This window comes from Amycolatopsis sp. NPDC003865, assembly GCF_053605345.1.
The window spans coordinates 48,989-75,504 of sequence record NZ_JBSGJA010000007.1 but is presented as its reverse complement, the minus strand read 5'-3'; the positions used below and the strand labels follow the sequence as shown (position 1 = coordinate 75,504).

Annotated in this window: 33 protein-coding genes; 18 read left to right on the top strand and 15 right to left on the bottom strand. The window is 72.1% G+C overall.

Annotated features, from left to right (window positions below; translation table 11 throughout):
* Positions 1–34: 34 nt before the first annotated feature.
* The 6 genes from ACWEVP_RS18390 to ACWEVP_RS18365 form a co-directional block, all read right to left on the bottom strand.
* The gene (locus ACWEVP_RS18390) at positions 35–2,350 is read right to left on the bottom strand and encodes a molybdopterin-dependent oxidoreductase (RefSeq protein ID WP_452063727.1); all 2,316 of its coding nucleotides are present in this window, start codon (positions 2,348–2,350) and stop codon (positions 35–37) included.
* On the bottom strand, positions 2,347–3,372 hold the full coding sequence (locus ACWEVP_RS18385; RefSeq protein WP_452063726.1) for an LLM class flavin-dependent oxidoreductase: 1,026 nt from the start codon (positions 3,370–3,372) through the stop codon (positions 2,347–2,349). The genes ACWEVP_RS18390 and ACWEVP_RS18385 overlap by 4 nt, the downstream gene beginning before the upstream one ends.
* The gene (locus ACWEVP_RS18380; RefSeq protein WP_452063725.1) at positions 3,369–3,860 is read right to left on the bottom strand and encodes an SRPBCC family protein; all 492 of its coding nucleotides are present in this window, start codon (positions 3,858–3,860) and stop codon (positions 3,369–3,371) included. The genes ACWEVP_RS18385 and ACWEVP_RS18380 overlap by 4 nt, the downstream gene beginning before the upstream one ends.
* Before the next feature lie 77 nt (positions 3,861–3,937).
* A complete protein-coding gene (locus ACWEVP_RS18375; protein ID WP_400879222.1) occupies positions 3,938–4,441 on the bottom strand; it encodes a winged helix-turn-helix transcriptional regulator in 504 nt (167 codons plus the stop codon).
* A 32-nt stretch (positions 4,442–4,473) separates the two neighbouring features.
* Positions 4,474–5,049, bottom strand: a complete 576-nt coding sequence (locus ACWEVP_RS18370; RefSeq protein ID WP_452063724.1) for a GNAT family N-acetyltransferase — start codon at positions 5,047–5,049, stop codon at positions 4,474–4,476.
* A 10-nt stretch (positions 5,050–5,059) separates the two neighbouring features.
* Positions 5,060–5,449 carry a cupin domain-containing protein gene (locus ACWEVP_RS18365; RefSeq protein ID WP_452063723.1) on the bottom strand — a complete coding sequence of 130 codons (390 nt, stop codon included), beginning with the start codon at positions 5,447–5,449 and terminating at the stop codon, positions 5,060–5,062.
* Between the two features lie 43 nt (positions 5,450–5,492).
* Here ACWEVP_RS18365 and ACWEVP_RS18360 point away from each other — a divergent pair, with 43 nt between their 5' ends.
* Positions 5,493–6,458 (top strand): helix-turn-helix domain-containing protein, encoded by a 966-nt coding sequence (locus ACWEVP_RS18360; RefSeq protein WP_452063722.1) that lies wholly within the window; start codon positions 5,493–5,495, stop codon positions 6,456–6,458.
* Between the two features lie 15 nt (positions 6,459–6,473).
* Here ACWEVP_RS18360 and ACWEVP_RS18355 read toward each other — a convergent pair whose 3' ends face one another.
* On the bottom strand, positions 6,474–7,055 hold the full coding sequence (locus ACWEVP_RS18355; protein ID WP_452063721.1) for a TetR family transcriptional regulator C-terminal domain-containing protein: 582 nt from the start codon (positions 7,053–7,055) through the stop codon (positions 6,474–6,476).
* Positions 7,056–7,125: 70 nt separating this feature from the next.
* Between ACWEVP_RS18355 and ACWEVP_RS18350 the strand changes: the two genes are divergently transcribed.
* From ACWEVP_RS18350 to ACWEVP_RS18315, 8 genes are all read left to right on the top strand, one after another.
* Positions 7,126–7,587 carry a GNAT family N-acetyltransferase gene (locus tag ACWEVP_RS18350; RefSeq protein WP_452063720.1) on the top strand — a complete coding sequence of 154 codons (462 nt, stop codon included), beginning with the start codon at positions 7,126–7,128 and terminating at the stop codon, positions 7,585–7,587.
* Between the two features lie 122 nt (positions 7,588–7,709).
* Positions 7,710–8,603, top strand: coding sequence for a hypothetical protein (locus ACWEVP_RS18345; RefSeq protein ID WP_452063719.1), 894 nt, complete (start codon positions 7,710–7,712; stop codon positions 8,601–8,603).
* Positions 8,604–8,901: 298 nt separating this feature from the next.
* Positions 8,902–9,216, top strand: a complete 315-nt coding sequence (locus tag ACWEVP_RS18340) for a hypothetical protein (protein WP_452063718.1) — start codon at positions 8,902–8,904, stop codon at positions 9,214–9,216.
* A 202-nt stretch (positions 9,217–9,418) separates the two neighbouring features.
* Entirely contained in the window at positions 9,419–10,420 is a 1,002-nt protein-coding gene (locus ACWEVP_RS18335) for a LacI family DNA-binding transcriptional regulator (RefSeq protein ID WP_452063717.1), read from the top strand.
* Between the two features lie 19 nt (positions 10,421–10,439).
* The gene (locus ACWEVP_RS18330; protein ID WP_452063716.1) at positions 10,440–10,601 is read left to right on the top strand and encodes a hypothetical protein; all 162 of its coding nucleotides are present in this window, start codon (positions 10,440–10,442) and stop codon (positions 10,599–10,601) included.
* Positions 10,602–10,648: 47 nt separating this feature from the next.
* Positions 10,649–12,013: an MDR family MFS transporter gene (locus tag ACWEVP_RS18325; protein ID WP_452063715.1), complete on the top strand. Its 1,365-nt coding sequence runs from the start codon at positions 10,649–10,651 to the stop codon at positions 12,011–12,013.
* Between the two features lie 83 nt (positions 12,014–12,096).
* Positions 12,097–13,584, top strand: a complete 1,488-nt coding sequence (locus ACWEVP_RS18320) for an alpha/beta hydrolase (RefSeq protein WP_452063714.1) — start codon at positions 12,097–12,099, stop codon at positions 13,582–13,584.
* 64 nt (positions 13,585–13,648) lie between these two features.
* Positions 13,649–14,461, top strand: coding sequence for an SGNH/GDSL hydrolase family protein (locus tag ACWEVP_RS18315; RefSeq protein WP_452063713.1), 813 nt, complete (start codon positions 13,649–13,651; stop codon positions 14,459–14,461).
* A gap of 1 nt (position 14,462) precedes the next feature.
* Here the strand turns inward: ACWEVP_RS18315 and ACWEVP_RS18310 are convergent, their stop codons facing one another.
* Together ACWEVP_RS18310 and ACWEVP_RS18305 are read right to left on the bottom strand one after the other, a co-directional pair.
* Entirely contained in the window at positions 14,463–15,248 is a 786-nt protein-coding gene (locus ACWEVP_RS18310) for a DeoR/GlpR family DNA-binding transcription regulator (protein ID WP_452063712.1), read from the bottom strand.
* A gap of 374 nt (positions 15,249–15,622) precedes the next feature.
* Positions 15,623–15,844: a hypothetical protein gene (locus ACWEVP_RS18305; RefSeq protein WP_452063711.1), complete on the bottom strand. Its 222-nt coding sequence runs from the start codon at positions 15,842–15,844 to the stop codon at positions 15,623–15,625.
* Between the two features lie 96 nt (positions 15,845–15,940).
* On the opposite strand from ACWEVP_RS18305, the gene ACWEVP_RS18300 reads away from it, so the two are divergent.
* The gene (locus ACWEVP_RS18300) at positions 15,941–16,375 is read left to right on the top strand and encodes an N-acetyltransferase family protein (protein WP_452063710.1); all 435 of its coding nucleotides are present in this window, start codon (positions 15,941–15,943) and stop codon (positions 16,373–16,375) included.
* A 1-nt stretch (position 16,376) separates the two neighbouring features.
* On the opposite strand, the gene ACWEVP_RS18295 is transcribed toward ACWEVP_RS18300, so the two are convergent.
* Both ACWEVP_RS18295 and ACWEVP_RS18290 read right to left on the bottom strand, forming a co-directional pair.
* Positions 16,377–16,973 (bottom strand): hypothetical protein, encoded by a 597-nt coding sequence (locus tag ACWEVP_RS18295; RefSeq protein WP_452063709.1) that lies wholly within the window; start codon positions 16,971–16,973, stop codon positions 16,377–16,379.
* A gap of 101 nt (positions 16,974–17,074) precedes the next feature.
* Positions 17,075–17,770 (bottom strand): SDR family oxidoreductase, encoded by a 696-nt coding sequence (locus ACWEVP_RS18290; protein ID WP_452063708.1) that lies wholly within the window; start codon positions 17,768–17,770, stop codon positions 17,075–17,077.
* 104 nt (positions 17,771–17,874) lie between these two features.
* Here ACWEVP_RS18290 and ACWEVP_RS18285 point away from each other — a divergent pair, with 104 nt between their 5' ends.
* The 3 genes from ACWEVP_RS18285 to ACWEVP_RS18275 all read left to right on the top strand — a co-directional run bounded on the left by ACWEVP_RS18285 (position 17,875) and on the right by ACWEVP_RS18275 (position 20,395).
* Positions 17,875–18,789 carry a LysR family transcriptional regulator gene (locus tag ACWEVP_RS18285; protein ID WP_452063707.1) on the top strand — a complete coding sequence of 305 codons (915 nt, stop codon included), beginning with the start codon at positions 17,875–17,877 and terminating at the stop codon, positions 18,787–18,789.
* Between the two features lie 194 nt (positions 18,790–18,983).
* Positions 18,984–20,135 carry a lytic transglycosylase domain-containing protein gene (locus ACWEVP_RS18280; RefSeq protein ID WP_452063706.1) on the top strand — a complete coding sequence of 384 codons (1,152 nt, stop codon included), beginning with the start codon at positions 18,984–18,986 and terminating at the stop codon, positions 20,133–20,135.
* Positions 20,136–20,140: 5 nt separating this feature from the next.
* A complete protein-coding gene (locus ACWEVP_RS18275; RefSeq protein ID WP_452063705.1) occupies positions 20,141–20,395 on the top strand; it encodes a hypothetical protein in 255 nt (84 codons plus the stop codon).
* On the opposite strand, the gene ACWEVP_RS18270 is transcribed toward ACWEVP_RS18275, so the two are convergent.
* Positions 20,392–21,162, bottom strand: coding sequence for a TetR/AcrR family transcriptional regulator (locus ACWEVP_RS18270; protein ID WP_452063704.1), 771 nt, complete (start codon positions 21,160–21,162; stop codon positions 20,392–20,394). The genes ACWEVP_RS18275 and ACWEVP_RS18270 overlap by 4 nt on opposite strands.
* Before the next feature lie 66 nt (positions 21,163–21,228).
* Between ACWEVP_RS18270 and ACWEVP_RS18265 the strand changes: the two genes are divergently transcribed.
* Positions 21,229–21,642, top strand: coding sequence for a DnaJ family domain-containing protein (locus ACWEVP_RS18265; protein WP_452063703.1), 414 nt, complete (start codon positions 21,229–21,231; stop codon positions 21,640–21,642).
* On the opposite strand, the gene ACWEVP_RS18260 is transcribed toward ACWEVP_RS18265, so the two are convergent.
* Together ACWEVP_RS18260 and ACWEVP_RS18255 are read right to left on the bottom strand one after the other, a co-directional pair.
* Positions 21,625–22,272, bottom strand: a complete 648-nt coding sequence (locus ACWEVP_RS18260; RefSeq protein WP_452063702.1) for a YidC/Oxa1 family membrane protein insertase — start codon at positions 22,270–22,272, stop codon at positions 21,625–21,627. The genes ACWEVP_RS18265 and ACWEVP_RS18260 overlap by 18 nt on opposite strands.
* Positions 22,273–22,336: 64 nt before the next feature.
* Positions 22,337–22,609: a DUF6412 domain-containing protein gene (locus tag ACWEVP_RS18255; protein WP_452063701.1), complete on the bottom strand. Its 273-nt coding sequence runs from the start codon at positions 22,607–22,609 to the stop codon at positions 22,337–22,339.
* Between the two features lie 96 nt (positions 22,610–22,705).
* On the opposite strand from ACWEVP_RS18255, the gene ACWEVP_RS18250 reads away from it, so the two are divergent.
* The 4 genes from ACWEVP_RS18250 (at position 22,706) to ACWEVP_RS18235 (ending at position 26,057) form a co-directional block, all read left to right on the top strand.
* Positions 22,706–23,824, top strand: a complete 1,119-nt coding sequence (locus tag ACWEVP_RS18250; RefSeq protein ID WP_452063700.1) for a metallophosphoesterase — start codon at positions 22,706–22,708, stop codon at positions 23,822–23,824.
* A 95-nt stretch (positions 23,825–23,919) separates the two neighbouring features.
* Positions 23,920–24,564, top strand: coding sequence for a DUF998 domain-containing protein (locus tag ACWEVP_RS18245; protein ID WP_452063699.1), 645 nt, complete (start codon positions 23,920–23,922; stop codon positions 24,562–24,564).
* Positions 24,561–25,352, top strand: coding sequence for an alpha/beta fold hydrolase (locus ACWEVP_RS18240; protein WP_452063698.1), 792 nt, complete (start codon positions 24,561–24,563; stop codon positions 25,350–25,352). The genes ACWEVP_RS18245 and ACWEVP_RS18240 overlap by 4 nt, the downstream gene beginning before the upstream one ends.
* 57 nt (positions 25,353–25,409) lie before the next feature.
* Entirely contained in the window at positions 25,410–26,057 is a 648-nt protein-coding gene (locus ACWEVP_RS18235; RefSeq protein ID WP_452063697.1) for an HAD family hydrolase, read from the top strand.
* Here the strand turns inward: ACWEVP_RS18235 and ACWEVP_RS18230 are convergent.
* Positions 26,043–26,510 (bottom strand): NUDIX domain-containing protein, encoded by a 468-nt coding sequence (locus tag ACWEVP_RS18230; protein ID WP_452063696.1) that lies wholly within the window; start codon positions 26,508–26,510, stop codon positions 26,043–26,045. The two genes, ACWEVP_RS18235 and ACWEVP_RS18230, sit on opposite strands and share 15 nt — an antisense overlap.
* Between the last annotated feature and the right edge of the window lie 6 nt (positions 26,511–26,516).

Sequence of the window (26,516 nt, the reverse complement as noted above, 5' to 3'; positions counted from 1 at the left end):
CGGTTGAGGGGTCCCACTATAAACCGGCGAAACGTCAGGATCGTCCACTCGCGACGGTCGCACGCACGCGCACGCTGTCGGCTTCCGCCCGGTCTCGTTCCGCTTCCGTCGCCGGCTCCAGCCGGGCCGGGACGTCCTTGTGGTGCGGCGTTCCCGCGATCGGGTCGCGGTCGCGCGCGTCGGTCAGCAGGTTGATCCGCGGGCCGCTGACCACGCGTTCGCCGTTGGCGTCCGGGTGCGCCATGCCGTAACCGTGCGGCAACGCCAGCTGCCCCGGCCGCAGTCCCGGGTCGGCTTCGGCGCGGACGACCACCCGGCCCGCCGGGGTCACGACCGCCACCCAGTCGCCCGCCGACGCGCCGATCGACGCCAGCTCCTCGGGACGCGCACGCAGCGCGCCGTCCGGGTCCGTGCGGCGCCAGCGCGGGTCGCGCAGGATCTGGTTCGCGTTGTGCGCCCGGCGCTGGCCGTTCAGCAGCGAATACGGGAACGCCGGGTCCGGGCGCTCCGACGCGGGGTCCAGCGAGGCGAGCCACTCCAGCAGTTCCGGCACGGCCAGCCGGACGCGCGAGCGGCGCATCAGGCTCCACACCTCGTCCTGCTCGTGCGCCGAAAACGGCGTCGGACCGGCCAGCACGCGCGCGAACAGCTCCTCACCCAGCGAAGCCCCGGTGGCGGAACTGCCCAGCGCGCGCTGCACCGGCACGGTCATCGTCTTCGCCGCGCGGTGGCAGCCCGCCCACAGCGGCGCGATCGACGCCGCGCCGCCGGGCAGCGTCGCGCCCAAAGTCCGGTAGAGCAGCACCGGGAGGATCGCCGCGCGTTCCGGCATCGCCTCAACCAGCGCCCCGATCCCGGCCTGCAGCTCCGCGCGCGGGCCCGCGGCCAGTGATGCCAGGACGTCCGAAGGTGGCAGCACGCCCAGCGCGTCGAACAGCCGCGTGTAGATCTCGGCTTCGACGAGCGTGCCCGGCAGCGGGTCCAGCAACGGCGGCCGCAGCTGGAAGTAGTTCGTCGGCCACTCGAAGGTGAAGAGCGTGAACTCCCACTTCTCGTGCTGGGACGCCGCCGGCAGCACGTAGTCCGCCAGCGCGGCCGTCTCGGTGTAGGCGACGTCGACGACGACCGACAGCTCGGTCTCCCGGATGGCGCGTTCGACCTCCCGCGTGCCCGCGAACGTGTTGGCCGGGTTCGACGACTCGACCCACAGCGCGCGGACGCGGTTCGGGTGGTCGGTCAGGATCTCCTCGGCGAGGGTGTTCGCCGGCAGCAGGCCGCCGATGTACTCGAACCCGGTGACCTCGGACCGCTTGCCGCTGCCCGAACCCCACAGCGGCAGCAGCCACGAATGCAGGTTGTTGGTCCCCCGCCTGCCGAAGTGCCCGGTGACCAGGTACAGCAGCTTCTCGAGGTAGCTGTTGAGCGTCGAGTGCCTGCCCTGCTGGATGCCCAGCTCGACGCGCACGGTCATGGCCGTCGCGGCGAGGATCAGGTCGACGGCCCGCTCGACGTCCACACGGGACACTTCGGCGTGCGCGATCCACTCGTCCACCGGGATCTTCGCCAGCACCGCCGCGACTTCGTCGAAACCTTCGGTGCGGGAAGCGAGGAACGCCGGATCTTCGCCACCCCGCTCGAGCACCAGCGCCAGGATCGCGCCCAGCAGGTAGGCGTCGGTGCCCGGGCGCAGCGGCAGGTGCAGGTCCGCGATTTCCGCCGTCTCCGTGCGCCGCGGGTCGATCACGATCATCTTGCGGGACGGGTCGTTCTTGATCGTGTTGAGCGCGTGCCGGGCGTTGCTGAACCCGTGTGCTTGCCAGGGGTTGCAGCCGAGGACGAGCAGCAGGTCGCAGTGCTCGACATCCTCGGCGGTGTGCACGAGCGTCGAGCCGTACATCTGCCCGTTGACCCAGAAGTCGCCGGTCTTCTCCTGCGAGAGCGCGTTGAAGTGGCGCGTCGAGTTCATCCACTTCAGCAGCGACGCGCCGTACGCGCCGCCGGAGTGGTTGCCCTGCCCGCCGCCGCCGACGTAGGCGAAGGAGCCGGGCCGGCCCGCTTCGGTGTCGGCGTCCCGGATCTCGCGCAGCTTCGCGGCGATCTCGGTGAGCGCGGTATCCCAGTCGACGGGCTCGTGGGTGCCGTCGGGACGACGGCGCAGCGGGGTCGTCAGCCGGTCGTCGTGGTCGCCGTACCAGGTCAGGCGCTGCGCCTTCTGGCACAGGTACCCGCCCGAGCGCGGGTGCGCCTTGTCGCCGCGGACGCGGGTGATCTTCCGGCCGTCGAGCTGCACTTCGAGGCCGCAGTTGAGATAGCAGAGGCTGCACGCGGTGCGGTGCCACTCGCCGGTCATGTCAGCTCCAATGCGCGGCCGAGCGTCGTGAGACGCGCGTCGAGAGTTTCGCCGGCCGGGTACAGCCGGACCGTGTCGATCCCGGCGTCGCGCCAGACGCGCAGCCGGTCCCGGATCATTTCCTCGGTGCCGATCAGCGTGGTGCCGAGCACCATCTCGTCGGTGACGAGCGCGGTCGCGCCGTCGCGGTCGCCGGCCTGCCACCGCTCGCGGACCTCGGCGGCGACGTCGGCCCAGCCCTGGCGGCTGTAGGCGTCGTTGTAGAAGTTCGTGGTGGCCGAGCCCATCCCGCCGAGGCTGAAGGCCAGTTCCTTCTTGCGGCTGCCGACCAGCACGCGCAGCTCGTCTTCGTTGTCGGCGAAGGCGACTTCGGCGCCCTGGCAGACGTCGATGTCTCCGCGTGTGCGGCCCGACTTCGCGAGCCCGGCGTCGAGGGGCTCGAAGTAGGCGGAGGCGCCTTCGGGCACGAAGCTGGTACCCAGCCAGCCGTCCGCGACCTCACCGGTCAGTTCCAGGAGCTTCGGCGACAGCGTCGCGAGGTAGATCGGGATGTCCGGGTTCGGCGCGGTGGACAGCCGCATCGGCCGGGCCTCACCCGGCAGCGGGATCTCGAACGCTTTGCCGGAGAACGAAATCTTCTCCCCGGCGAACGCCCGGCGGATGATCTCGACCGTCTCACGCATGCGTGTCAACGGTTTCGCGAACGGGACGCCGTGCAGTCCCTCGATCACCTGCGGCCCGGACGGGCCCAGCCCCAGCGCGAACCGGCCGCCGGACAGGTCGGCCAGCGTCAGCGCCGCCTGCGCGATCGCGACCGGCGTGCGCGTGCCGAGCTGGATGATCCCGGAGCCGAGCCGGATCCGGTCGGTGCGGGCGGCGAGGTAGCCGAGCGCGGACGGCGCGTCCGAGCCCCAGGCTTCGGCGACCCAGCAGACGTCGAGCCCGAGCTTTTCCGCCTCCAGCACGAAGTCCAGCGTCGTGCGCGTGTCCGTGGAGAACTCGACGGTCGTCGCGGTCTTCATCGGCCCTCGATCCGCTCCTTGATCGCGGCGAGGTTGCCGGTCATCGCGGTTTCGAACTCGCGCAGCCGCACGAAGACGATCTTCTGCTCCTTCTCGGGCATCCGGTCGATGGCGAACGACAGCCCGGACCGGCCCGGGCCCAGCTGCATCCACTGGGACAGCCGGGTACCGCCGTTGTCGGGTTCGAGGGTGAACTTCCAGATCGCGCTCGGCTCCGCCGGGTCCGCGACGGCCCACGCGAACACGCGCGGCGCCTCGCATTCGACGACGTACGACGTCGTCTCCCATTCGCCGAACGCGTCGTGCTTGCTCCGGCCGAGGAACTTGCGCCCCTCTTCGCACCACTCGACGGACTGGAGCTCCGGGCTCAGCTCGGGCATCAACGCGATGTCCGAAACGACCGGCCAGACGTCCTCCGGGGCGGCGTCGATCCAGGTCGAGACCTCCGCCGTCGGCTTGTCCGCGTACCGCGCGCCGGTCCACTCCATCGTGGTCGCACTCCCCTCAGAGACCGTACTGAGCCGTTGACCACGATAGTTGCGTAGATAGACCTACCCTGTCAACGTCACTCCTGGCGCGCGAAGCGGGCTTCGACGTCCGGGCGCCTGGCCAGCCGCGGCGGGAAGCCGGGGCCGCGGCGCATGCGGGTGTCGTCCGGTGTCATCGGCTCCCGGCACTCGGCACAGACGATTTCGGCGTGCGTGTCGTGCCCGCACGCGAGGTGGTGCACGGTGATCGGCGGGCCGGCTTCGGCCGCGAGCCACTTGTCGCCCCACCGCGTCATGGCGAGCAGCACGGGGTAGAAGTCGCGGCCCTTCTCGGTGAGGACGTAGTCGTAGCGCACCGGCTCGGTCTGGTAGGCGACCTTCTCCAGCAATCCCTCCTCGACCAGCCGCTTGAGCCGGTCGGCGAGGGTGTTGCGCGCGATGCCCAGGGCCTGCTGGAACTCGTCGAAGCGGCGGACGCCGTAGAAGGCGTCCCGCAGCACCAGCGGGGTCCACCAGTCACCGAGCAAGTCCATGGTGCGCGCGATCGAGCACGGCCACTGCGCGAACGATGTCCGTTTCATGCGGCCGAGCGTACGCCGTTTTCCAGAAAGACTCAGCAGGTCAGACGCATGACCACCCGGCGCGCGGTGGGGCGGCTGACCTCGGTGAAGCCCGCGTCGGCGAAGACGCCGACCGTGCCGACGAACAGTTCGCCGGGCCAGGCGACCTTCTGCCCCGGCGCGACGGCGATCGGGTAGCCCTCGACCGCGCGGGCGCCGCGCTCACGGGCGAAGTCCGCGGCCGCCTTCGCCAGCGCCGCGCTGACTCCGCGGCGGCGGAAGCCCTTGCGGGTGACGAAACACGTCACCGCCCAGACCCCGTCGTCTTCCTTGTCTTCGTCGCGGCCGTCCCAGACCAGGCGGCTGGTGCGCAGCCGGCGATAGGCCGTGCGCGGTTCGACCGCGCACCAGCCGGCGGGCTCGCCGTCGAGGAAGGCGACGAGCCCGGTGGCGTGGTCCGCGGTCTGGGCGCGGAACCGCCCGGCACGGTCGGCCGGGGTGCCCGCCCGCCACTCGGCGGCGGTCTCCTTGAAGTACTGGCACCGGCAGCGGGCGGGGTCCCCGCGGTCGCCGAAGATCGCCTCCAGGTCCGCCCAGGGCACCTCGTCGACGGGTACGACAGTCAGCATCCCCCGGACGTTAGACCAGGTGTCCCGTGGTGACGTCGACGTGGTCCGGCACCTCGTCGTGCTCGTCGCCGACCGTCAGGGTGCCCGCCGGCTCGACCAGCAGCACGCTCGCGCCCGTCTTCGACGACGGCTTGTGGAACGTCCCCTTCGGCACCACGAAGACCTGGCCGCGCGACAGCGTGACCACGCGCTCGTCCGGGTCGCGCACGCCGATCTCGATCTCGCCGTCGAGGACCAGGAAGAACTCGTCGGTGTCGGTGTGGACGTGCCAGACGTGCTCGCCGTCGAACCGGGCGAGCCGGACGTCGTAGTCGTTGACGCGGGTGACGATCCGCGGGCTCCAGGCGGCGTCGAAGGTCGCCAGGACTTCGTTCAGGTCGATCGGGTTCATGGTCACCATCGTCGACCTGGCGTGCCGGGTGCGGGAGTGCTAGGAATCGCACATGCCGCAAGAATTCTCGCACCGGGTCGTCGCGATCGTCACCGAGCAGTCGAACCCGTTCGAGATGGGCGTCGCGACGGAGCTGTTCGGGCTGCGGCGCCCGGAGCTGGACCGGCCCTGGTACGACTTCACGCTCTGCGCCGCGACCCCGGACGTCCGGATGAACCTGGGGATGTTCACGCTTTCCGGCGTCGCGGGCATCGAGGCGGCCGACACGGCGGACACGCTGATCGCGCCGGCCCGGCCGGACACCGGCGTGCCGACGGACCCGGCGGTCATCGCGGCGATCCGCCGGGCGGCCGCCCGCGGTGCCCGGCTGGTCAGCTTCTGCACGGGCGCGTTCGCGCTCGCCGAAGCCGGTGTGCTGGACGGCAAGCGGGCCACCACCCACTGGCAGTGGGCCGCGGAGTTCGCCGCGCGGTTCCCGGCGGTGCGCTGGGAACCGGACGTGCTGTTCGTCGACGAAGGCGACGTCCTGACGGCGGCGGGCAGCGCGGCCTCGCTCGACCTGGGCCTGCACCTCATCCGGCGCGACCACGGCGCGGAGGTCGTCAACGCGGTCAGCCGCCGCCTGGTGTTCACCGGCCACCGCGACGGCGGCCAGCAGCAGTTCATCGCGCGACCGGTGCCGGCGGTGCCGGAGACGTCACTGGCGCCGGTGCTCGCGTGGGCACTGGAGCGCCTGGACCAGCCGCTGACGGTGCACGACCTGGCGAACCGCGCGGCGACCAGCCCGGCGACGCTGCACCGCAAGTTCCGCGCGGAGCTGGGCACGACGCCGCTGGCGTGGCTGACGACCGAGCGGGTCTCGCTGGCGTGCCGCCTGATCGAGCGCGGCGAGCTGCGCCTGGACCGGGTGGCCTCGGCGAGCGGCTTCGGCACGGCGGCCAACCTGCGCCTGCAGCTGCGCCGGCACACGGGGTTGAGCCCGAGTGCGTACCGCCGCCGGTTCGGGCCCGCCGCCTAGCTCGATCGCCTGCCGTCAGGCCAGCTCGGTGAGCGCCTTCGCCAAAGCTTCCCGCTGCACCCGCGCGGGATAGGCCGCCGGGTCGGCCGCGGCCAGCACGTTCAACCCCTCCACCAGCCCCACCAGGCTCTTCGTCGTCAGCTCGAGCCGATCGTCCGTCCACTCCGGACGGCACGCCGCCACCAGCCGGCGGATCCGGGCCAGGAACGAGTGGTTCGCCACGCGGTGGCGTTCGGCCAGGTCCTCGTCGGCCAGGGCCGCCGCCAGGAAACCCACCCACACCCGAGATTCCTCGTGGTGACCGTGCGGCAGATCCAGGGCCAGCCCCAGTACCGCCGCCAGCGCGCCGAACGCGTCGCGGCTCGCGGCCTCGGCGGCGTCGGCGCGGACGGCGGTGCGCGCGTAGAGCAGGTCACGCGCGTGCAGCAGCAGTGCCTTCTTCGCCGGGAACGCGTGCATCACCAGCCCGGTCGTGCAGCCGGCGCGCTCGGCGACCGCCCGCAACGTCAGCCCCGGCAGGCCGTCCTCGGCGAGCACCTGCCAGACGGCGTTCGACAGCAGCTCCCGCTGCGCCTGGACGTCACGCTGCTTCGGCACGGAGACCTCCTTCCGAGGTAGTGTAACAGCTGCTACGGTAACAAACGTTACGGAACGGGGGTACGACCTGATGATCGACTGCGCCTTCGCGATCGAGCGGGTGAACTGGGACGATCCCGACGCCGTCCGCTTGCGCGCGGCCCAGCGCACCGAACTGGATGCCCGCTACGGCACCGACGACCACGAGCCCGGCGCGGCCCCGACCGCGGACACGGTCGCGGTGTTCCTCGTCGCGCGCGACGCCGGCACGGCCGTGGCCTGCGGCGGCCTGCGCCTGCTCGGACCGGGATCGGGTGAGGTCAAGCGCATGTACGTCGAGCCCGCGGCCCGCGGCACCGGAGTCGCGACCGCGGTGCTGCGCGCGCTCGAGGACCAGGCGCGCGACCTCGGCATCGGCAGGCTCCTGCTGGAAACGGGCACCGGGCAGCCGGAGGCGATCCGCTTCTACCAGCGCGAGGGCTACGCACCCGTCGACGCCTATGGGCCGTACGTCGGCGAAGCACTCTCGCGCTGCTTCGCCCGCGATCTGTGATCGGTTTTCCGATGGCCACCCCAGCCTGAGCTATTGGTGGCCGGGGGCGCACCGGGCCTACCGTCGAAGGCACGGCGATCTGGGGTTCTTTTCGCCGTTCCCTTCACCCATCGGAGTTTCCCTTGCGCATCAAGCAGATCGGCGCCGCGCTGGCCGCGGCCGCCGTCTTCGCCCTGCCGGCGGCACCCGCGACGGCCGCGTCGAGGATCATCCCCCTCGACCCGGCCACCGGGCAGCAGCCGGAGAACATCGCCCTGGAGCCCGACGGCTCCGCCGACCTCACCTTCGCCTGGACCGGCGAGATCGGCCGGGTCACGCCCGGCGGCCGGGTGAGCGTCATCGCCCGCGTCCCGGTGCCCGCCGACGGCGACATCCCGGTCGTCCACCGGAAACTGTTCCTCGGCGGCATCGTCCGCGCCCCCGGTGGCGACCTGTACTTCGCCGTCTCGACCGGCACCGCGGCGACCGGCCTCTACCGGGTCCGGCCCGGCGGCACCCCGGTCAAGGTCGCGTCCCTGCCGCCGTCCGGTTTCCAGAACGGTGTCGCGCGCGACCCGGCCACCGGGGACCTGTTCGTCGCCGACTCGTTCGGCTCGGCCGTCTGGCGGGTCTCCCGCGGCCGCGTCACCGCCTTCGCCACCGGCGAGCTGCTCGCGCCGGTCACCGGCTTCGGCGCCAACGGGATCAAGGTCCACGCCGGCGCGGTCTGGGTGTCCAATCTGGACCGGGGCACGCTGGTCCGGTTCCCGCTCACCGGTGCACCGGGGCGGATCGTCGCGTCGGGCCTCGGCCCGGTCGACGACTTCGCCTTCCACGGCGGCACGGTCGTCGCCGCCGTCAACCAGGACAACCGGGTGGTCACGGTGGACCGCGACGGCGTCCGGACCATCCTGTCCACTTCGGACGGACTGGCGAACCCGACGGCGGTCGCCGTCCGGGGCGATGCGGTGTACGTCACCGACGGCGCCTACTTCGGGGGGTCGCCGAACCTCCTGCGGACCTCGCTCGCCCGGTAGCGCTCCGTTCCGCAAATTGCATTGTGCAGCTGGCAGTCGAGTCCCGATGATCGGCACGTGCATCCGCACGCGAGCCGTGCACGCTCGCCGTCACGGGCCCGCCGCGCACGCGCGGAATGGTTGCTGTGCGCCAAATCCGCCGGTATGTTGGCGCCGTCCCGGTCGGGCCGACCACGGCTCCCGGGACTCGCGCTGCTCGGCGGCGGCGGGGAGGCCGACGCCGAGAGAGCGCTTTCCGGAGGTAGGGGTCGCCGCCGGACAGGAGGGAAGCAGTGCCTTGGTGTACCCGGGAACGGTCATGGACGACCACGTGACCGAGCCGTACCTGGTCGGGCAGGACGCCATCGCGGGCGAGCTCAGCCGCGGCAAGTGGTGCGTCTACCTGCACGAATGGCTCGGCGACGACCACGACCTGCCCACGTGGCGGATGCAGGTGGCCGAGCACGCGGCCGAGTTCGGCGTCGAAGTGTGTTTCATGGACATCCCGCGCAAGGACATGACGCTGGTGGCGAACGTGCACGCGCTGCCCAGCTTCGAGCAGGTCACCCAGTCCGTGGCGGCGCTGGAGCACTACCGCGAGCGGGTCGCGGACCGCCGCCGCTCACCTCAGTGACCCGAGCGCGATCGCCGCACCGGCGCGGCGGCGGGCCGGCCGATCCCGATCCGGTGCGCGGGGTCGGTCCCGCCGAGCCCGGGGAACTCGGCGAGCACGACGAGGGCGCCGGCACGCGGGGCGGGATTCACCCCTCGGGAAATCGATTACCGCCACGCTATGGTGTGGCAGGGGGACTGTCGACGAACGAGGCGAGGGCGCGGTGGCGACCATCTCCGACGTGGCGGCGCTGGCCGGCGTTTCGACCGCGACCGTGTCCAGGGCGCTCAACGGCAAGTCCACTGTGGACCCGGTGCTGGCCGAGCGCGTCGCCAGGGCCGTGGCGGAGCTCGGCTACACGCCGAACGGCCTCGCGCGCAGCCTGCGCCGCCGCGAGACCGCGGTGCTGGCGCTGATCATCTCCGACGTCGAAAACCCGTTCTTCACGGCGATCGCGCGCGGCGCCGAGGACGCGGCGCAGGCCGCCGGGTACTCGGTGATGCTCTGCAACTCCGACGAGAACACGGCCAAGGAACGCCGGTACGTCGAGGTCGCCGCGCAGGAGCGGCTCGCGGGCGTGATCCTGTCGCCGACCACCGGCGACAGCGACGTCCGGCCGCTGACCACGCACCGGACGCCGATCGTGACGGTCGACCGGCGCCTCGGCTCGGCGGACTGCGACGCCGTGCTCCTCGATTCCCGCGCCGCGGCCCGGGAAGCCGTCCTCCACCTCGCGGACAACGGCTACGAGCGGATCGGCTGCATCGCCGGCCCGCCGGGCATCACGACGGCGGACGACCGGCTCGACGGTTACCGCGACGGACTCCGCGCCACAGGCCGGAAGTTTTCCGCGAAACTGGTGCGCCGCTGCGAATTCCGCGAAACCGGCGGCCGCGAAGCCGCGGCCCGGCTGCTGACCCGGCCCGACCCGCCGGACGCGCTGCTGGTGTCCAGCAGCACGATGTCCGTCGGCGTGCTGCAGGCACTGGCGGAGCTCGGCCTGCGCTCCGGCCGCGACGTCGGGATCGTGTCGTTCGACGACGCGCCGTGGGCGACGCTGATCTCGCCGGCGCTCACCGTCGTCGCCCAGCCCGCCCACGCGATGGGCCGGCTGGCCGCACGGCTGCTGCTCGCCCGCATCGGCGACGGTTCCCGCGCGACGACCACCACGACCATGGCCGCGCAGCTCATCGTCCGGGGCAGCTCCGCCCGAAGTGACGCTTGACGCACCTCCGAACCGGCCCTTGGCTTCGAGCAATCGATTACTCCCCTTCCTCGGCATCGATGGCCTGCCCATCCCGTCCGGCGGCAGCAAGGCGGTCGAAGCGTCGAAGACGCGGATGTTGCCGACCCAGCTCGTCACGCAGGCGAACGCCCCCGAGGTGTACGCGAAGGGCAACGGCTGACGCCGGTCCTTGACTTCAACCTTGCTCGAACTTCTACCGTCGGCACCATGACAGCTGCTCCACCCATCCCGCGGACCGTCTGGATCGCCTCCGGTGTCATGGCGCTGGGCGGTTTTCTGGGCAACATGGACGGTTCGATCGTCGCGGTCGGGCTGGAATCGATGAGGCTGCGCCTGGGGGTCGGCCTCATCGAAATCCAGTGGGTCGCGACGGCCTTCCTCCTCGGTCTCTCGGGCGCTCTCCCGCTGACGCCCTGGCTCGTCAAGAAACTCGGCGCGGGAAGGCTCTGGCTCTGGGCCCTGGCGGCGTTCCTGCTCACGTCGATCGCCTGTGCCCTGGCCCCGGACGCGGGCACGCTGATCGCCTTCCGGGCAGTGCAGGGCATGGCGACCGGCGTCATGGTCACCGCCGGGCAGACGGTGATCGGCCTGGCCGTCGGCCCGGAGCGGCTCGGCCGCACCATGGGCACGCTCGGCCTGGTCGTCGGGCTGGCGCCGGTCGTCGGGCCGAGCGTCGGCGGGTTCCTGCTCGCGCACTTCTCGTGGCCCGTGCTGTTCTGGCTCAACCTGCCGATCGGCCTGGTCGCGTTCGGCTTGGCGCTGCGGTACGTCCCGCGCGGCGACCGCAGCTCGCCGCCGCCGGTGGACTGGCCCGGCCTGGCCCTGATCACGCTCGGCCTGCCGCTGCTCGTCTACACGCTCACCGAGCAGAACGCGCTGTTCGCGGCCGTCGGCGCCCTGGCGCTCGCGGTCTTCACGTGGCGCTCGCTGCGCGTCCGGCACCCGGTGCTGGACCTGCGGCTGGCCGCCCGGCCGATCATGGGGTCGGCGCTGGCGTCGGTCCTGCTCGCCGGCGCCGGGATGTTCGGCGCGGTCCTGGTGCTGCCGCTGTGGTTCCAGGTCCGCCTCGGCGCCGGGCCCGCCGAAGCCGGCGTCCTGCTCGCGCCGATGGGCCTGGCCACGACGGTGTTCGTGCTCGTCGCCGGCCGGCTGACCGACCGCTACGGCGGCGGCACCGTCGCCCTCACCGGGTCGGTGGTGGTGCTGGCGGCCACCGTCCCGCTACCGTGGCTCGGCCCGGACGCGCCGATGTGGCTGGTCCAGGCGCTGCTCGTGGTCCGAGGCGCGGGACTCGGGCTGTCGATCATGCCCGCGTCGACGGCGGCGTACGCGTCGGTCGCGGCCGGTGAACTCGGCCACGCGACCGCGTTGGTCAACATCGTCATGCGCGTGGGCGGCGCGGCCGGGGGCGCGTTGTGCGTGATCGTGCTGTCCCGCGGCCTCACGGTCGATCCGGCGACCGGGTTCGGCTGGGCGTTCGGCGTCCTGGGTGCCGTGTGCGCGCTCGGCACCGCCGCGACGATGTGGCTGCGACGCGCCGAGCGTGCGTCCACAGTGGACGCCGCGACGTGATCCACCTGGGAACCTGGCGCGAACCCCGGTTTGGTGATTTCCTGGAGCCGAACGACCACTGTCGGTAAGGGGAAGGGCTGGCGATGGCGGGGGTGACGAAGCTGCTGACCGCGGCGGCGGTACTGGGGAGCCTGCTGGCGGCGACGCCGGCGACCGCGGCCCCGGCGTCGATCGACTGGAAGCCGTGCGCGGACGCGCCGGGCGTGGACTGCGGCACGGTGACCGTGCCGATCGACTGGGCCCACCCGGACCGGGGCACCGCGAGCATCGCGCTCGCGCGGCGCAAGGCCACCGACCCGCAGGCGCGCATCGGGTCGATCCTGATGGACCCGGGCGGCCCCGGCGGGCCGGGCGCCGGCGAGGTCGAAGGCGGCTGGTCGCTCTCGCCGGAGATCACCAAGCGGTTCGACACCGTGGGCTTCGACCCGCGCGGCGTCGGCGACAGCACGCAGATCAAGTGCGGGCTCGACGAGGTCATCGCCGACCACCCGCAGGTTCCGCGCGACCAGGCCGAATTCGAGCAGCTCGCGGCCTACAACCGAAAGCTCGGCGAAAGCTGCGACCGGCTTTCCGGGCCGTTGGGGCGGTTCGGGGACACCAAGAGCGTCGCGCGGGACATGGACGCGATCCGCGCCGCGCTCGGTGACGAAAAGCTGACGTACTACGGGGTTTCGTACGGCACGCTCATGGGCCAGCAGTACGCCGAACTGTTCCCGGACAAGGTCCGCGCGCTCGTGCTGGACAGCAACATGGACCACTCGCAGTTCACGGCGTTCGAGTTCCTGAACAGCGAAACGCAGTCGGTGCAGGCGGAGTTCGGCGAATTCGTCAAGTGGTGCGACCGGACGCCGAGCTGCGCGTTGCACGGCCGGGACGTCTCGAAGCTGACGCGCGACCTGCAGGACAAGGCCGCGCGCGGCGAGCTGAAGGATCCGCAGAGCGGCGAAGTCGTCACGCCGCTTTCGCTGGCCGGGATGTTCCAGGGCTCCTTCTACGGTCCGAGCTGGGACAGGCTGGCGACGGTCCTCAAGTCGCTGGCCGACGGCACCCCGCCGCCCGCGTCGGCGCGGTCGAAGGACGACGTCCCGGTCAACACCGTGTTCCAGAGCGTGTTCTGCGACGACTGGCGCCTGCCGGTGCACAACTACGCCGAGCTCGAGGCGTACCGGCGGACCGCGGCGGCGCTCGCGCCGGACGTCAAGGTCAACTCGCTGGGCTGGGCGGCGGTCACCGGCTGCATCGGCTGGCCGGACAAGACCAGCAACCCGCAGCACCCGCTGCAGGTCCACGGCGCGCCGCCGCTGCTGATGCTGAGCAGCAAGTACGACCCGGCGACGCCGTACGCGTGGTCGCAGGCCGCGGCCCGGCAGAGCGGCAGCACACTGCTCACCTACGACGGCTGGGGCCACGGCGCGTACTCCAAGAAGAGCCAGTGCGTGATCAAGGCGACCGACGACTACCTGATCACCGGCAAGCTCCCGGCCCGCGGCACGCACTGCGCGGCTGTCGAGCCGGGGTCGGCCGAAGCCCGGATCGCCGGGCCCAAGGCACCGTCGACGATCGGCTTCTGACGCTTCCGCCGCGTGGCCGGAACGAGGCACAATCGTTCCGGCCACGCGTCGGAGGGAGCCCGAGATGCTTCGTCGATTTCTCGTCATGGCCGCGGTGGTCGTCGCGGCGAGTGCGCTCCTGACCGCGCCGGCGCAAGCGACGTCCCGCCACGGCGGGTACCTCGCGCTCGGTGATTCCGTCGCGTTCGGTTACCGGCCCAACGCGGGCGCGGAGTACCTGAACGCGGCCAACTTCAGCGGCTACGCGGAAAAGTACGCGGCGCTGCGCGGGCTGCGGGTGGCGAACGCGTCCTGCCCGGGTGAGACGACCGGCAGCCTGCTGGTGGTCACCGCGCCGAGCAACGGCTGCGAAAACGGCTACCGCTTGGCGTATCCCCTGCACGTTTCGTATGCGGGCGCCCAGATCGACTACGCCGTGCAGTACCTGCGGACGCACCGCGACACCCGGCTCGTGACGCTGACGATCGGCGCGAACGACATGTTCCTGTGCCAGAACACGACACCGGACCACTGCACGGGCGCCTCGTTCACCGCCGCGCTGAACCAGGTGAGCCGCAACCTCGCGACGATCCTCTCGGCGCTGCGCGCGAACTACCACGGCGACCTGGTGCTGGTGTCGTACTACTCCCTGAACTACCGCGACGCGACGCAGGTGGCCCAGGTCAAGGCACTCGACGCGGCACTGATCCAGGTGACCCGCCGCTTCCACGGCAAGGTCGCGGACGGCTTCACGGCGTTCCTCCTGGCCTCCCTGCGCACGGGCGGCGACCCGTGCGCGGCGGGCCTGCTGATCAAGCTGCCGACGGGCGGCTGCGACGTCCACCCGAGCGCGGCCGGCCACCGGGCGCTGGCGGCGGCGCTGGCGTTCGCGCACTGAGTCAGACGGTTCGCACGTCGACCCCGGCGGCTTCGAACGCCCGCACGGCCTCGGGGTCGGCGTCGGTATCGGTGACGAGGGCGTGGACCTGGGTGGTTTCACAGATCCGCGCGAAGGCCCGCCGGCCGAGCTTGGACCCGTCCGCGACGACGACCACGCGCTCGGAACGTTCGACCATGAGCCGGTTGATGCTGGCCTCGCCTTCGTGGTGGGCGAACGCACCGGCGTCGGCGTCGAAGGCGTCGACGCCGAGGAACAGCAGATCGATGGTGAGTTCACTGAGCACCCGGGTGGCGAGCGGCCCGCTGAGCTCGAAGGACTGCGGCCGCGCGACGCCCCCGGTGACGACGATCTTGACGTTCGGCCGCACGGCGAGCTCGTGCGCGATGTTCAGGGCATTGGTGACGACGGTGAGGCCGGCGGCATCCCCCCGGCTGTCGAGATCGGACCGCATGGCGAGCGAGCGAGCGACACCGGCGGTGGTGGTCCCCCCGTTGAGACCGACAACCATGCCCTTGGCGGCGAACGCGGCGGCGGCGTTGCTGATCCGCTGCTTCTCGGGGACGTGCCGGGCGGTCTTGTACCGCAGGGGAAGGTCATAGGCGAGATCATTGGCAACTGCGCCCCCGCGAGTACGGGTGAGCAGCTGTTGTTCGGCAAGGTGGTCGAGATCCCGCCGAATGGTGGCGGCCGAGACACCCAGCTCGACGGCGACCTCCTCGACGTCGATCTTTTCCCGCTGGCCCAGCAGCTCCAGGAGGGTGGTGAGTCTTTGGTGCCGGGCCATGGACCGTACTCCCTCGTTCCGGGCTTCGTTCCGCGCAGTCGCGTGCTCTTTTGGGCGCGTTTTCGAGCAGTATGCTGCATTGAATGTGTCTCTTGCACGCTACCCATGACCAACGCGAAAGACCCGCAGCCACCGGCTACGGGCCCGCACCCACGCTCACAGTCGCTCCCGCCACCGGCGGTTCCGGGGTGACCGCACCATCCCGGCCACGGTGAGCGTCACCGCCCCACCAACGACCAGCCCCCCAGAGCCGCGAGCGCCTCGGTACCCCGCCGCCCGCGAACCTCAGGCCGGGTCAGCCCTACTCAACGAAGATCGCGCACGAGGGCGGCACAGCGGGCAGGACTGGCCGCGAGCCATCGAGCCGCGCGAACCTACCGCCCCATCCGCCGCAAAAGACCCGTGACCGCCGCCAGCGCCCGAGACCGGGACGTCTGCGCGACCACCGGCTCCGGTCCCACCCGGCGGCGCATCCGGTACGCCAGCTCGAGCACCTCCAGATCCTCGGGCCGGCGTCTGCCGTGGACGTCCGGGCGGAGCATCAGCTCTCCCACCGTCACGGGCTTGCCCTTGGCACGGTGCGCCGTGCGCGCCATCGGTGACCTCCGCTGGGTTGGGACCTGATGGCTGATGATTCTATGAATCTGATTCGGGTTCGTCACCTTACTGGCCAGTTGCGTTAGCCTCGGCGCGTGATCACCACTGGGGGCCTCACCGCGGCAGACCGTCCCGCCTGGGAAAACCTGTTCGCCGGCTACAACACGTTCTACGGCAGGACACTCGCGCCCGAACTCGTCGACCGCGCTTGGCGCGAGTTCGAAAGCGGCGAACGGATGCACGCGCTCGGCGCGTGGCTCGACGACGAACTCGTCGGGATCGCGCACTTCTTCACGCACCCGAGCACGACCTCCGCCGACGTCTGCTACCTGCAGGACCTGTTCACCGACCACAAAGCCCGTGGCCGCGGGGCCGGCCGGGCCCTCATCGAAGCCGTCGCCGCGTGGGCGCGGGCGCGAGGCTGCGTCCGCGTCTACTGGCACACGCACACCTCGAACGCGACCGCGCGGCGGCTCTACGACCAGATCGCGCTCGACAAGGGCTTCATGCAGTACCAAATCCCGCTCTGACTCACCGGCGATGGCGCCCGCAGCCGTCGTGCCGGCCGTGGGACCGCGGCTGCTGCGCGACCCACCCACGCCACCACGCCGAGAAGTCCGGGATCTCGTGCCGCACCGGGGCCGCCTTCTTCGACGGCGGCGGGCCCGGCACCTTCAAAAGCTTCTGCGGCTTCACCTTGCCGACGATCTTGACCGCCTTCGCCAGGTTTCCGCGGTGCACCGGCCCGGTTCCGGAATTCGAAACCGGCTGCGCGATCGGAGGCGCGACTTCATCGGAATGTCCGGTCGGAGGAGCGGATTTCGGAGCGGGCGGCACGACGACGTCGGCCGGGAACGGCACCAGCGCGGCCGCCGGTGGTTCCAGCCCCGCCGGTGGCCAGGTCGCTCCCGCGCCGCGCTCGACCGGCATCGACACCGCCGTGGCGACGCCGCCGGTCAGCGCCAGCGCGCCGGCGACCACCGACAACACCCGCAACCGGGCCATCGACCGCAGTGCCTGCGGTTTTTCGCGGTGCCGCGGAGGCTCGCGGTGACGACCGTCCACCGCGGACCGGACCAGCAGTTCGGCGACCGTGACCGCGTCGCCGTGCGGAGCCCTGCGTGCCATCAAACCCTCCACCTGGGCCGACCGGACGCGGGCAACCACGTCCGGACGGCCGATCATAGGAATGGTCGAGGGTCCTGTAAAGGCTCGTTCACCCAGCGTTTCTAACCGAGCCTGCCGCCCCCGTCCACGTGCAGCACCGTGCCCGTGACGAACGGATTCGCCAGCACCTGCAGCGTCGCCGCCGCGACATCCGCCGGGTGGCCCACCCGGCGCGCCGGATTCGCTTCCGCGGTCCGGCGGTAGAAATCGTCCTTCCCCTCGCCGAGGCGGTCCCACGCGCCGGAGTCGACGATGCCCGGGGAGACCGCGTTGACCCGGATCGGCGCGAGCTCGACCGCGAGCGCTTCCGCGAGGAACGCGACCGCGCCGTTGGTCGTGGCCATCACGACCCGCTCACGCGCCGGCCGCCACGCCGCGACGCCGGAGAACAACGCCATCGCGCCGCCGTCCCGGAACCGCGGCGCGAACTGCTTGGCCAGCAGCAGCGGCCCGATCACCTTGGCGTCGAAAGCCCGGACGACCGCGTCCCGCGAAAGCTCCGAGACGGGCCCGTTCGCCGGCGCCGCCGCGAGCGTGACGAGGTAATCGAGTTCGCCGACCTCGTCGGCAAGCGCTTTCAGCGACGATTCTTCCCCGAGGTCCGCGAATGCGGCGCGAATACCGGGAACGGCGATCCGAGCGGGGTCCCGCCCGGCCAAGACGACTTCCGCGCCCGCCGCGTGCGCGTCCACCGCGATCCGGCGCGCGATCCCCGAACTCCCGCCGACGACGACCAGCCGCTTTCCTTCGAACGACATTTCCGTGCTCCTTCCGTTGCGCACACCGGGAGTCAGCGCGGAACACCGCCGGATCCATCCCGTCGCGATCCGAATGTTTTCGATGGCTGCGATAGAATCGGCGAATGCCTACGCTGCGCGCCCTCGAGTGCCTGGTCGCGGTGCTGGACGCCGGGTCGATCACCGAGGCGGCCGCGCGGCTGCACCTGTCGCAGCCCGCGCTGTCCCACCAGATCGGCGCGCTCGAACGGGAACTCGGCACGCCGGTGCTCGAACGGCTGCCGCGCGGGGTCCGGCCGACCGCGACCGGGCGCGCGATCCTGGCCGACGCCCGGGCGGCGCTGGCCGCCGCGGACCGCGTGGTCCGGACCGGCCGCGCGGTGGCCGCCGGCGGCGAGGGCACGCTGCGGATCGCGTGCGCGGAGAGCATGACCGCCGGGTTGCTCGCTCCTGTCCTGCGGGCCTGGCACCGGCACCGGCCCGGCGTGCTGATCACGCTGACCGAAACGACGAGCGCGAACGCGCTGGTGGCGGCCCTGGAAGCGGGCGAGGCGGACGTCGCGGCCGGCCCGCGGCCGAGCCACTGGCCCGGGCACACGGAGCTGGTGGGACGCGAGGAGGTCGTCGTCGCGCTGGCCGCCGACCACCCGCTCGCCACGCGGGCGGCGGTACCGATGGCCGACCTGGCCGGGCTTCCGGTGGTGCACTACCACCCGGACAACGGCCTCGGGGCCTGGCTCGACGAAGAGGCGGCGCGGCGCGGAACCGTGCTGAGCGCGGTGATGCGGACGAAGCAGGCGGCGACGGCGGCCCAGCTCGCCGCGGCCGGGCTCGGGGTCGCACTGGTCCCGACGACCGCGCTGACCCGCACGTTCCCGGGGGCGCTGCGCCGACTGAAGCCCGCTCTGCACCGGGACGTCGTAACGTTCACCGCGACGCCGTCGGATCCACTCGTCCGGCGGTTCACTTCGGACGTGAGGCACCGCGGGATTGCCCTTCCGGGTGTCCTCGAGGACAAACTCTCCCCAGGGCCTCGTTAAGTCCTGGTGAATGTGACAGATTCCCTACGAAGGTTTTGTGCCATCAGGACGAACTTCGCTTCGCCGCCCCGATTTCGCTGTGCTATTCGCCAAAGTTTGGTTCCATCGGATAGCTTGCTCCTACCGGTCAGTACCGGTGGGTGAGGCCGATCGGGTGAGGCGATCAGCGAAGATCGAGGGAAGCGGGGACGCACATGGCGAAGCACCGGCCACGTCGCAAGAGCTCGCGGGCGGTCCGCCGGGCCGCGGCCGCGCTCGCGGGCGGGGCGCTCGTCGTGCTGCCGACGCTGACCACCGGCCTGCCCGTGCCGGTCGTCGTCGCCAACAGCGGGAACGCGCTGCCGGACCAGGCCGTCCCGTTGCAGCAGCCCAACGTCGTCATGCCGCCCGTCGCCGTCGACGGCAGCCTCCCGCAGCCGCCGCTGCCCACCCCGCTGGTCGTGCCCGGCGGGCACGCGGGCTCCGCGGGCATCTCCGGGCCGCTCGGCATCCCGGCCAGCATGCTCAAGGCCTACAAGAACGCCGCCGAGATCCTCGCCAAGGAGCAGCCGAACTGCCACCTGGACTGGGCCCTGATCGCGAGCATCGGCCGGATCGAGTCGAACCACGCGCGCGGCGGGTACGTCAACGCCAACGGCGACACCTTGGAGCCGATCCTCGGCCCGGTGCTCAACGGCGCCGGCGCGTTCGCCGCGATCCCGGACACCGACGGCGGCAAGTACGACGGCGACCCGGTCTGGGACCGCGCGGTCGGCCCGACGCAGTTCATCCCGTCGACGTGGCGCGGCTACGCCTCCGACGGCAACGGCGACGGCGTGTCGAACCCGAACAACATCTACGACGAGGCCCTGGCCACCGCGCGCTACCTCTGCTCGGGCGGACTGGACCTGTCGACGGATGCGGGCCAGCGCCTGGCCGTCCGCCGCTACAACAACTCGCAGTCCTATGTGGACACCGTACTGGCGTGGGCCACGGCCTACCGGACCGGGGTCGCCCAGCTGCCCGACAGCCAGGTCCCGATCGGCACGCCGAACGCCCCGGACGCGGCCGCCGCGGGTGGCCCGGTCGGCGCGCCCGCCCCGCCGGCGCCGCCGGTGGCCGCCCAGCCGCCGGGCTCGCTGCCGGTCACGACCACGCCGCCGACCAGCACGTCACCGACGTCGAGCAGCCCGACCACGAAGCCGAGCACGCCCACCACGGACCCGACCTCGACCCCGCCGTCGTCCAGCACGCCGCCGGAGACGACGCCGACCACGCCCGCGACCAGCAGCGCGGCGCCCACCAGCACCGCCGCCGACTCGGCGAGCACGCCCACCGAGTCCACCACGACCAGCCCGACGGGGTGAGCCCGGTGGAGCCGTTCCTGGTGCACATCCGCTGCGACACCGACGGCTACACCCACGCCGTCACCGAGGACGAGTTCGCGGCGGGGCGGCACGACGGGCGGTTCCGCGCGGTGTGCGGGCACGTGGTGCTGGCGGCGCCGATGATCGAGGCGCCCGGCCGGTTCGACCCGGTCTGCCGGGACGTCCTGCGCGACGCGCCCGCCGAGCCGTCGGTGCCGCGGCAGGAGCGGCGCCGGTCGAGGTGGCGGACCCGCCGCTAGCCGACCATCGCCTGGATGCCGTCGAGCATGCGGTCGAGACCGAACTCGAAGGCCGCTTCCCCCTGGCCCTTCGCGCTCTCGTCGAAGCCGCCGCCGAGCCAGACGCGGTTCATCGCCGGGTGCGCGTCGACCACGAAGTAGTTCTCCCAGAACGACGAGCGCTGGTGCCACCAGGCCTCGGTCGACTGGCCGGTGCTGCGCTCGAGGCGGGTGTTCTCCGCGCCCATCGCCGCGTTCGCGTCGACGTACGTGCCGATCCCGTTGGCCGCCGCGACGGCCTGCCGCGGCGGCAGGCCCAGACCGTCCATGATGGACAGCAAGTACTCCTGGCCCGCCAGCTGGCCGGGCCCCAGCGGCGGCCGCACCCGCGAAACCTCGCACAGCCACGGGTGGGCGCGGTAGGCGTCCCGCGTCCGCTCCGCGTACAGCGCCACCTGCGCGCGCCAATCCGACGGCCGCGGCTCGCCCGGCCCCGGCAGCCGGCGCTCGACGAGCACGTCGTCGACCATCAGGTCCACCAGCTCGGCCTTGCCGGGGACGTAGGTGTAGAGCGTCATGGTGCCGGCGCCGAGCTCCTTGGCGACGCGGTGCATCGACGCGGCGGCCAGCCCGTCGGCGTCCGCGACCGCGATCGCCGCGGCGACGATCCGCTCGATCGTCAGCGTCGGGCGGCGGCCCCGGGTCGGCTCGGCCGCGCCGCCGCGGGCGCGCCAGAGCAGCGCGAGGGTCCGGTCCACGTCGTCGGCACCAGTGCGTTCGGCGGTCATGCGCTCCCCTCGCTCCCCGCCGGTGATCCTACCCGGGCCGCGCGTCCGACCTGGCATTCTGGAGGCATGACCCGACGCAAACCGCCCAAGGTCTCCTTCCGCTGGTGGGTCGACCGGCAGATCGAACAGGCCCGCGACCGCGGCGAGTTCGACGACCTGCCCGGCACCGGCAAGCCGCTGCCGAAGCCCACCGGCAACGACGCGGCGACCGACTGGGTGCTGCGGCAGGTCCGCGCCGGCGGCCACGACACCAAGGCGTTGCTGCCGCCGGCACTCGCGCTCAAGCGCGAGGTCCAGGACCTGCCGGGCCGGCTCGCCGGTGAGCGGACGGAGAAGCAGGTGCGCGAGGTCGTCGACGACCTCAACGACCGGATCCGCGCGGCCTACCTCAACCACCACACCGGCCCGCCGCTCACGGTGGCGCTCGTGGACGTCGAGGAGGCCGTCGCGGACTGGCGGCGGTCACGAGCCGCGTCGTAGCAGCGCCCGTTCCGCGGCGGTCCACGCCGTCGTCGTGAGCAGGTAGATCCCGGCGGCCTGCGGCAGGACGAGCGTCGCGAGCACGGTGCCGTACGGCAGCAGCCGGATCAGCTTGCCGCCCGGGGCGTCCACGGTGGCCTGCCGGTTCAGCCGGACCGAGAACCACGCGACGACCGCCAGCCCGGCGGCGATGACGAACACGAGCGGGCCGCCGGCGAGACCGTGCGCGCCCAGCGGCGTCCCCAGGAGGGTCGCGCCGAGCAGCGAGTTGGGTTCGCCGCCGATGACCGGCGTCGTGAAGAGCCGGTACATGACCGTGAAGAACGGCAGCTGCAGCAGCATCGGCAGGCAGCCGGTGAACAACGAGGTCCCGGATTCCTGCTGCAGCTTCGTCACCTCCGCGGCGAGCCGGTCCCGGTCACCGCCGTGTTTGGCCTGCAGCGTCTTGATTTCCGGCAGCAACGCGGACCGGGCGCGCTCGCCACGGGCGGCCGACCGGGCGAGGGGGTGCAGCAGCAGCCGCACGGCGAGGGTGAACAGGACGATGGCCAGCGCGGTCGAGAACGGGCCGGTCAGTGCGTGGATCAGGTGGTACGCGCCTTCGACGGGCACGTCGAGAAAGCCGAACATGGGCAGCACTCCGCATGAGCAGAAGGGGTGTGGGTGAGCGGAATGGCTGCGTCGAAACGGGTTCCTACGCAGCCGTGCTGCGGGAACCGGGTGCTCGTGGCCTGCTGCGTCCCGGGGCGCCGGGGTCGCGCAGGCGGATCGACTCGGCGCGCCGGGCGCGGCGGCGCAGGGCGGTCGCGCGGCTGCGCACCGGCGCCGACCAGAGGGCGAGCTCGGCGCGGTGGGTGCTGCCGACCAGCAGCACGACCAGCAGGCTCGCGGCGGCGATGGAGGCGAAGGCGACCAGCGCCGTCGGGCTCGCGACGACGGGGAACGCCAGCTCCAGCAGTGTGTTCACGGCCGGTGTCACCCCCTGTCCTCCGAGACCCCAGGGTAGCGGAATCGCGACCCCGGCGGTCCGGGGTAAGAGCCCGATGGGCTGTAACCTGAATCGATGAGAGGCCAATTCGTCGTCGTGCCGATCCTGGCGCTGATCCTGCTGTTCACCGTGCCCTGGTGGACGCTCGTCCTCGCGCCGGACTGGGGCACGGCGGCCACGGTCGCCGGTACCGCGGTGTTCGCGCTGGGCCTGGTCACCATGCCGGTCGCGATGTTCCGCGGGCACGCGCGGCACCATGACGCCGCCGCGAAGCTCGGCGACTCGCTGCTGGCCGTGATCTGGGTGCTGTTCAGTTGGTCGGTCCTGAGCCTGGTGCTGCGCGCCGCGCTGCTCGGCGTCGACGACCCGCTGCGCTCGCGGATCGTCGCGGGCGCAACGTTCGTGGTGGCGGCCGGGCTGCTCGTGCACGGCAACCGCGTCGCGATGCGGGTGCCGCCGGTGAAGGCGACCGACGTCGTCATCCCGCGGCTCGGCCCCGGCCTCGACGGCCTGCGCGTGGCGGTGCTGACCGACACCCACTACGGGCCGATCGACCGGACGAAGTGGTCGGAGCAGGTGGTCGCGGCGGTCAACGCGCTCGGGGCGGACGTCGTCTGCCACGCGGGCGACCTGGCCGACGGCTCGGTCGCCGCGCGCCGCAAGCAGGTCGACCCGCTCGGCGGGGTCCAGGCCGCGCTCGGGCGGTTCTACATCACCGGCAACCACGAGTACTTCGGCGAGGCCCAGGCCTGGATCGACCACATGGAAGGCCTCGGCTGGGACACCCTCCACAACCGCTCGACGCTGCTGGAGCGCGGCGGCGACCGGATCGTGTTCGCCGGCATCGACGACCCGACCGGCTCGGCGTCGGGCCTGCCCGGCCACGGCCCCGACCTGGCGGCGGCGCTGGCGGACGCCCCGGACGACGTCCCGGTGGTCCTGCTGGCGCACCAGCCGAAGCAGGTCAAGCAGGCGCGCGAAGCCGGCGTCGCGCTGCAGATCTCGGGGCACACGCACGGCGGGCAGATCTGGCCGTTCCACCTCCTGGTGCGGCTCGACCAGCCGACGCTGTCGGGGCTGACCCGGCACGGGCCGACCCAGCTGTACAACAGCCGGGGCACCGGGTTCTGGGGACCGCCGTTCCGGGTCTTCGCGCCCAGCGAGATCACGCTCCTCACACTGCGCTCCGCCTGACCTGAAGCCGTGACGGGCAGCCTCACCGCAAGCGAGCCCACCGACAACTTTTTTTGTCTTGACAGTTTCGACCGTCGGATGCCACGCTGTCCGCCATGACCTCCACAACGCTTCCCACCAGCACCCTCCCGAGTACTCGCACGCTGCTGACCTGCGGAGTCCTCGCCGGGCCCGTCTTCGTCGTCACCGGCGTCCTCCAAGGCCTGACCCGTGCCGGCTTCGACTTCACCCGGCACCCCGCGAGCGTCCTGTCCAACGGGTCGCTCGGCTTCGTCCAGGTCGCGAACTTCCTGGTCACCGGCCTGCTCACGATCGCGGCCGCGGCCGGGATCCGGCGTGTCCTGCCCGGCCGGTGGGGGCCGAGACTGCTGACCGTCTACGGCGTCGGCCTGCTGTGCGCGGGTGTGTTCCGCGCCGACCCGCAGGACGGGTTCCCGGCCGGCACGCCCGCGGGCCCGCCGTCGACGATCAGCTGGCACGGAACGCTGCACTTCGCCGCCGGAGGCGTCGGCTTCCTCGCCCTGGTCGGAGCCTGCTTCGCGATCGGCTCGCACCTCACGCCCGCCCGGGCGTGGTACTCGCGGCTCAGCGGGTTGCTGTTCCTCGCGGGCTTCGCCGGCGTAGCGTCCGGGTCGGCGAGCCCGGTCGTCACCCTCGGCTTCTGGGCGGCCGTCGTGATCGCCTTCGCCTGGCTCGCCACCACGTCCACCCACCTGCTGTCGCGAGGAGAATCCCGATGAGCACGACGGTTTCCGCCGACGGCACGAAGATCGCCTACACGCGTGCCGGGTCCGGTCCCGCGCTCGTCCTCGTCGACGGCGCGATGTGCTACCGCGGCTCGTCCCCGAACGACGCCCTCGCGAAGGAGCTGGCCGCGCGCTTCACGGTCTACACCTATGACCGGCGCGGCCGCGGCGAAAGCGGCGACACCGGGCCGTACGCGGTCGAGCGCGAGGTCGAGGACCTCGCCGCGCTGGTCAAAGAAGCCGGCGGCGAGGTGTTCCTGTTCGGCATCTCGTCCGGCGCCGCGCTGGCGCTCGAAGCGGCCCGCACCCTCCCGGTGACGAAGCTGGCGCTGTACGAACCGCCGTTCGTCGTCGACGGCACGCGCCCGCGCGTCCCGGCCGACTACCCGGCCCGGCTCGACGCCGCGCTCCGCGACGGCAAGCCCGGCAAGGCGGTCAAGATGTTCATGACCGAGGGCGTGGGCTTGAGCGGCGCGACGGTGGCGCTGATGCGGATCATGCCGTTCTGGGCGAAGCTCAAGCGCGTGGCCCCCACGCTCCCGTACGACACAGCGCTGGTCTTCGACCACCAGGCCGGCGAGCCCCTCCCGGCCGCGTGGCCGGAGGTGAAGGTCCCGGCGCTGGCGATCGACGGCGGCAAGAGCCCGGACTGGATGCGCCACGGCGTGGCGTCGCTGGCGAAGGTGCTGCCGTCGGCGGAGTACCGGACGCTGCCGGGCCAGACGCACATCGTGAAGGCCACGGCGCTGGCCCCGGTGCTGGCGGGCTTCTACCTGGGCTAGCCACCCTCGTCACACCTCCCTTGCCCGGTCGATCACCGACCGGGCAGGGTGCAGGACGTGCCCACCCGCGCCCTGGTCTTCGACTTCGACGGGACCCTCGCCGACACCGAGTCCGCCGTCCTGCAGTCCTGGCGGGAGCTCTTCCTCGACCACGGCGTGGAGCTGCCCATGGAGGCGTGGTACGCCGTCATCGGCACCCAGCACACCACACCGGCCATGTTCGCCCTGCTCGCCGAACACGTCCCCGGCATCGACCCCGAGGCGCTGCGGCCGAAGACGAAGGCCCGCGTCTTCGAACTCCTCGACGAGCTCGGCCCGCGGGACGGCGTCCGCACCTACTTGGAGACCGCGAAGCAGCACGGCCTCAAGCTGGCCGTCGCCTCCAGTTCGTCCGGGGCCTGGGTGAACCCGCACCTCGACCGGCTCGGCATCGCGCCCTACTTCGACGCCGTGCTCACCGGGGACCGCCACCAGGCCAAGCCCGACCCCGACCTCTACCTCGCCGCCCTGGACGCGCTCGGCGCCGCGGCGGAAGAGACCATCGCCTTCGAGGACACGCCGCACGGCGTCACCTCCGCGAAGGCCGCCGGGCTGACCTGCGTCGCCGTGCCGAACGCCATCACCGAGAGCCTCGACTTCGGCCGGGCCGACATCGTGCTGCCGTCGTTCACCGCCAAGCCGCTCGAGGCGCTACTGAGCCACTAGCTCCAGCAGCCGGTCCAGGAACGGCAGCTGGCCCTTCAGCAGCTTCTCGCGCGCGACCGCCACCGTGAACCACTCGACCCGGTCGACCTCGGGGAACTCCTGCTGCTTGCCCGAGCGCGGCGGCCACTCCATGCTGAACGTCCCGGGCACGACCGACGCCGGATCGAGGTCGGCCTCGACCGCCCACGCCGTGACGACCTTGCCGCCCGACTGCTTCACCTCGCCCAGCGGGACGTACTCACCCGCGGGCGCCGGCAGGCCCAGCTCCTCTTCGAACTCACGCCGCGCGGCGTGCTCCGGCTCCTCGTCCGGGTCGAGCTCACCCTTGGGCAGCGACCACGCCGCCGCGTCCTTCTTCGCCCAGAACGGCCCGCCCATGTGCCCGAGCAGCACTTCGACGTCCTCGCCCCGCCCGCGGTGGAGCAGGAGCCCGGCACTGCGTTTGCCCGCCATCGCCCC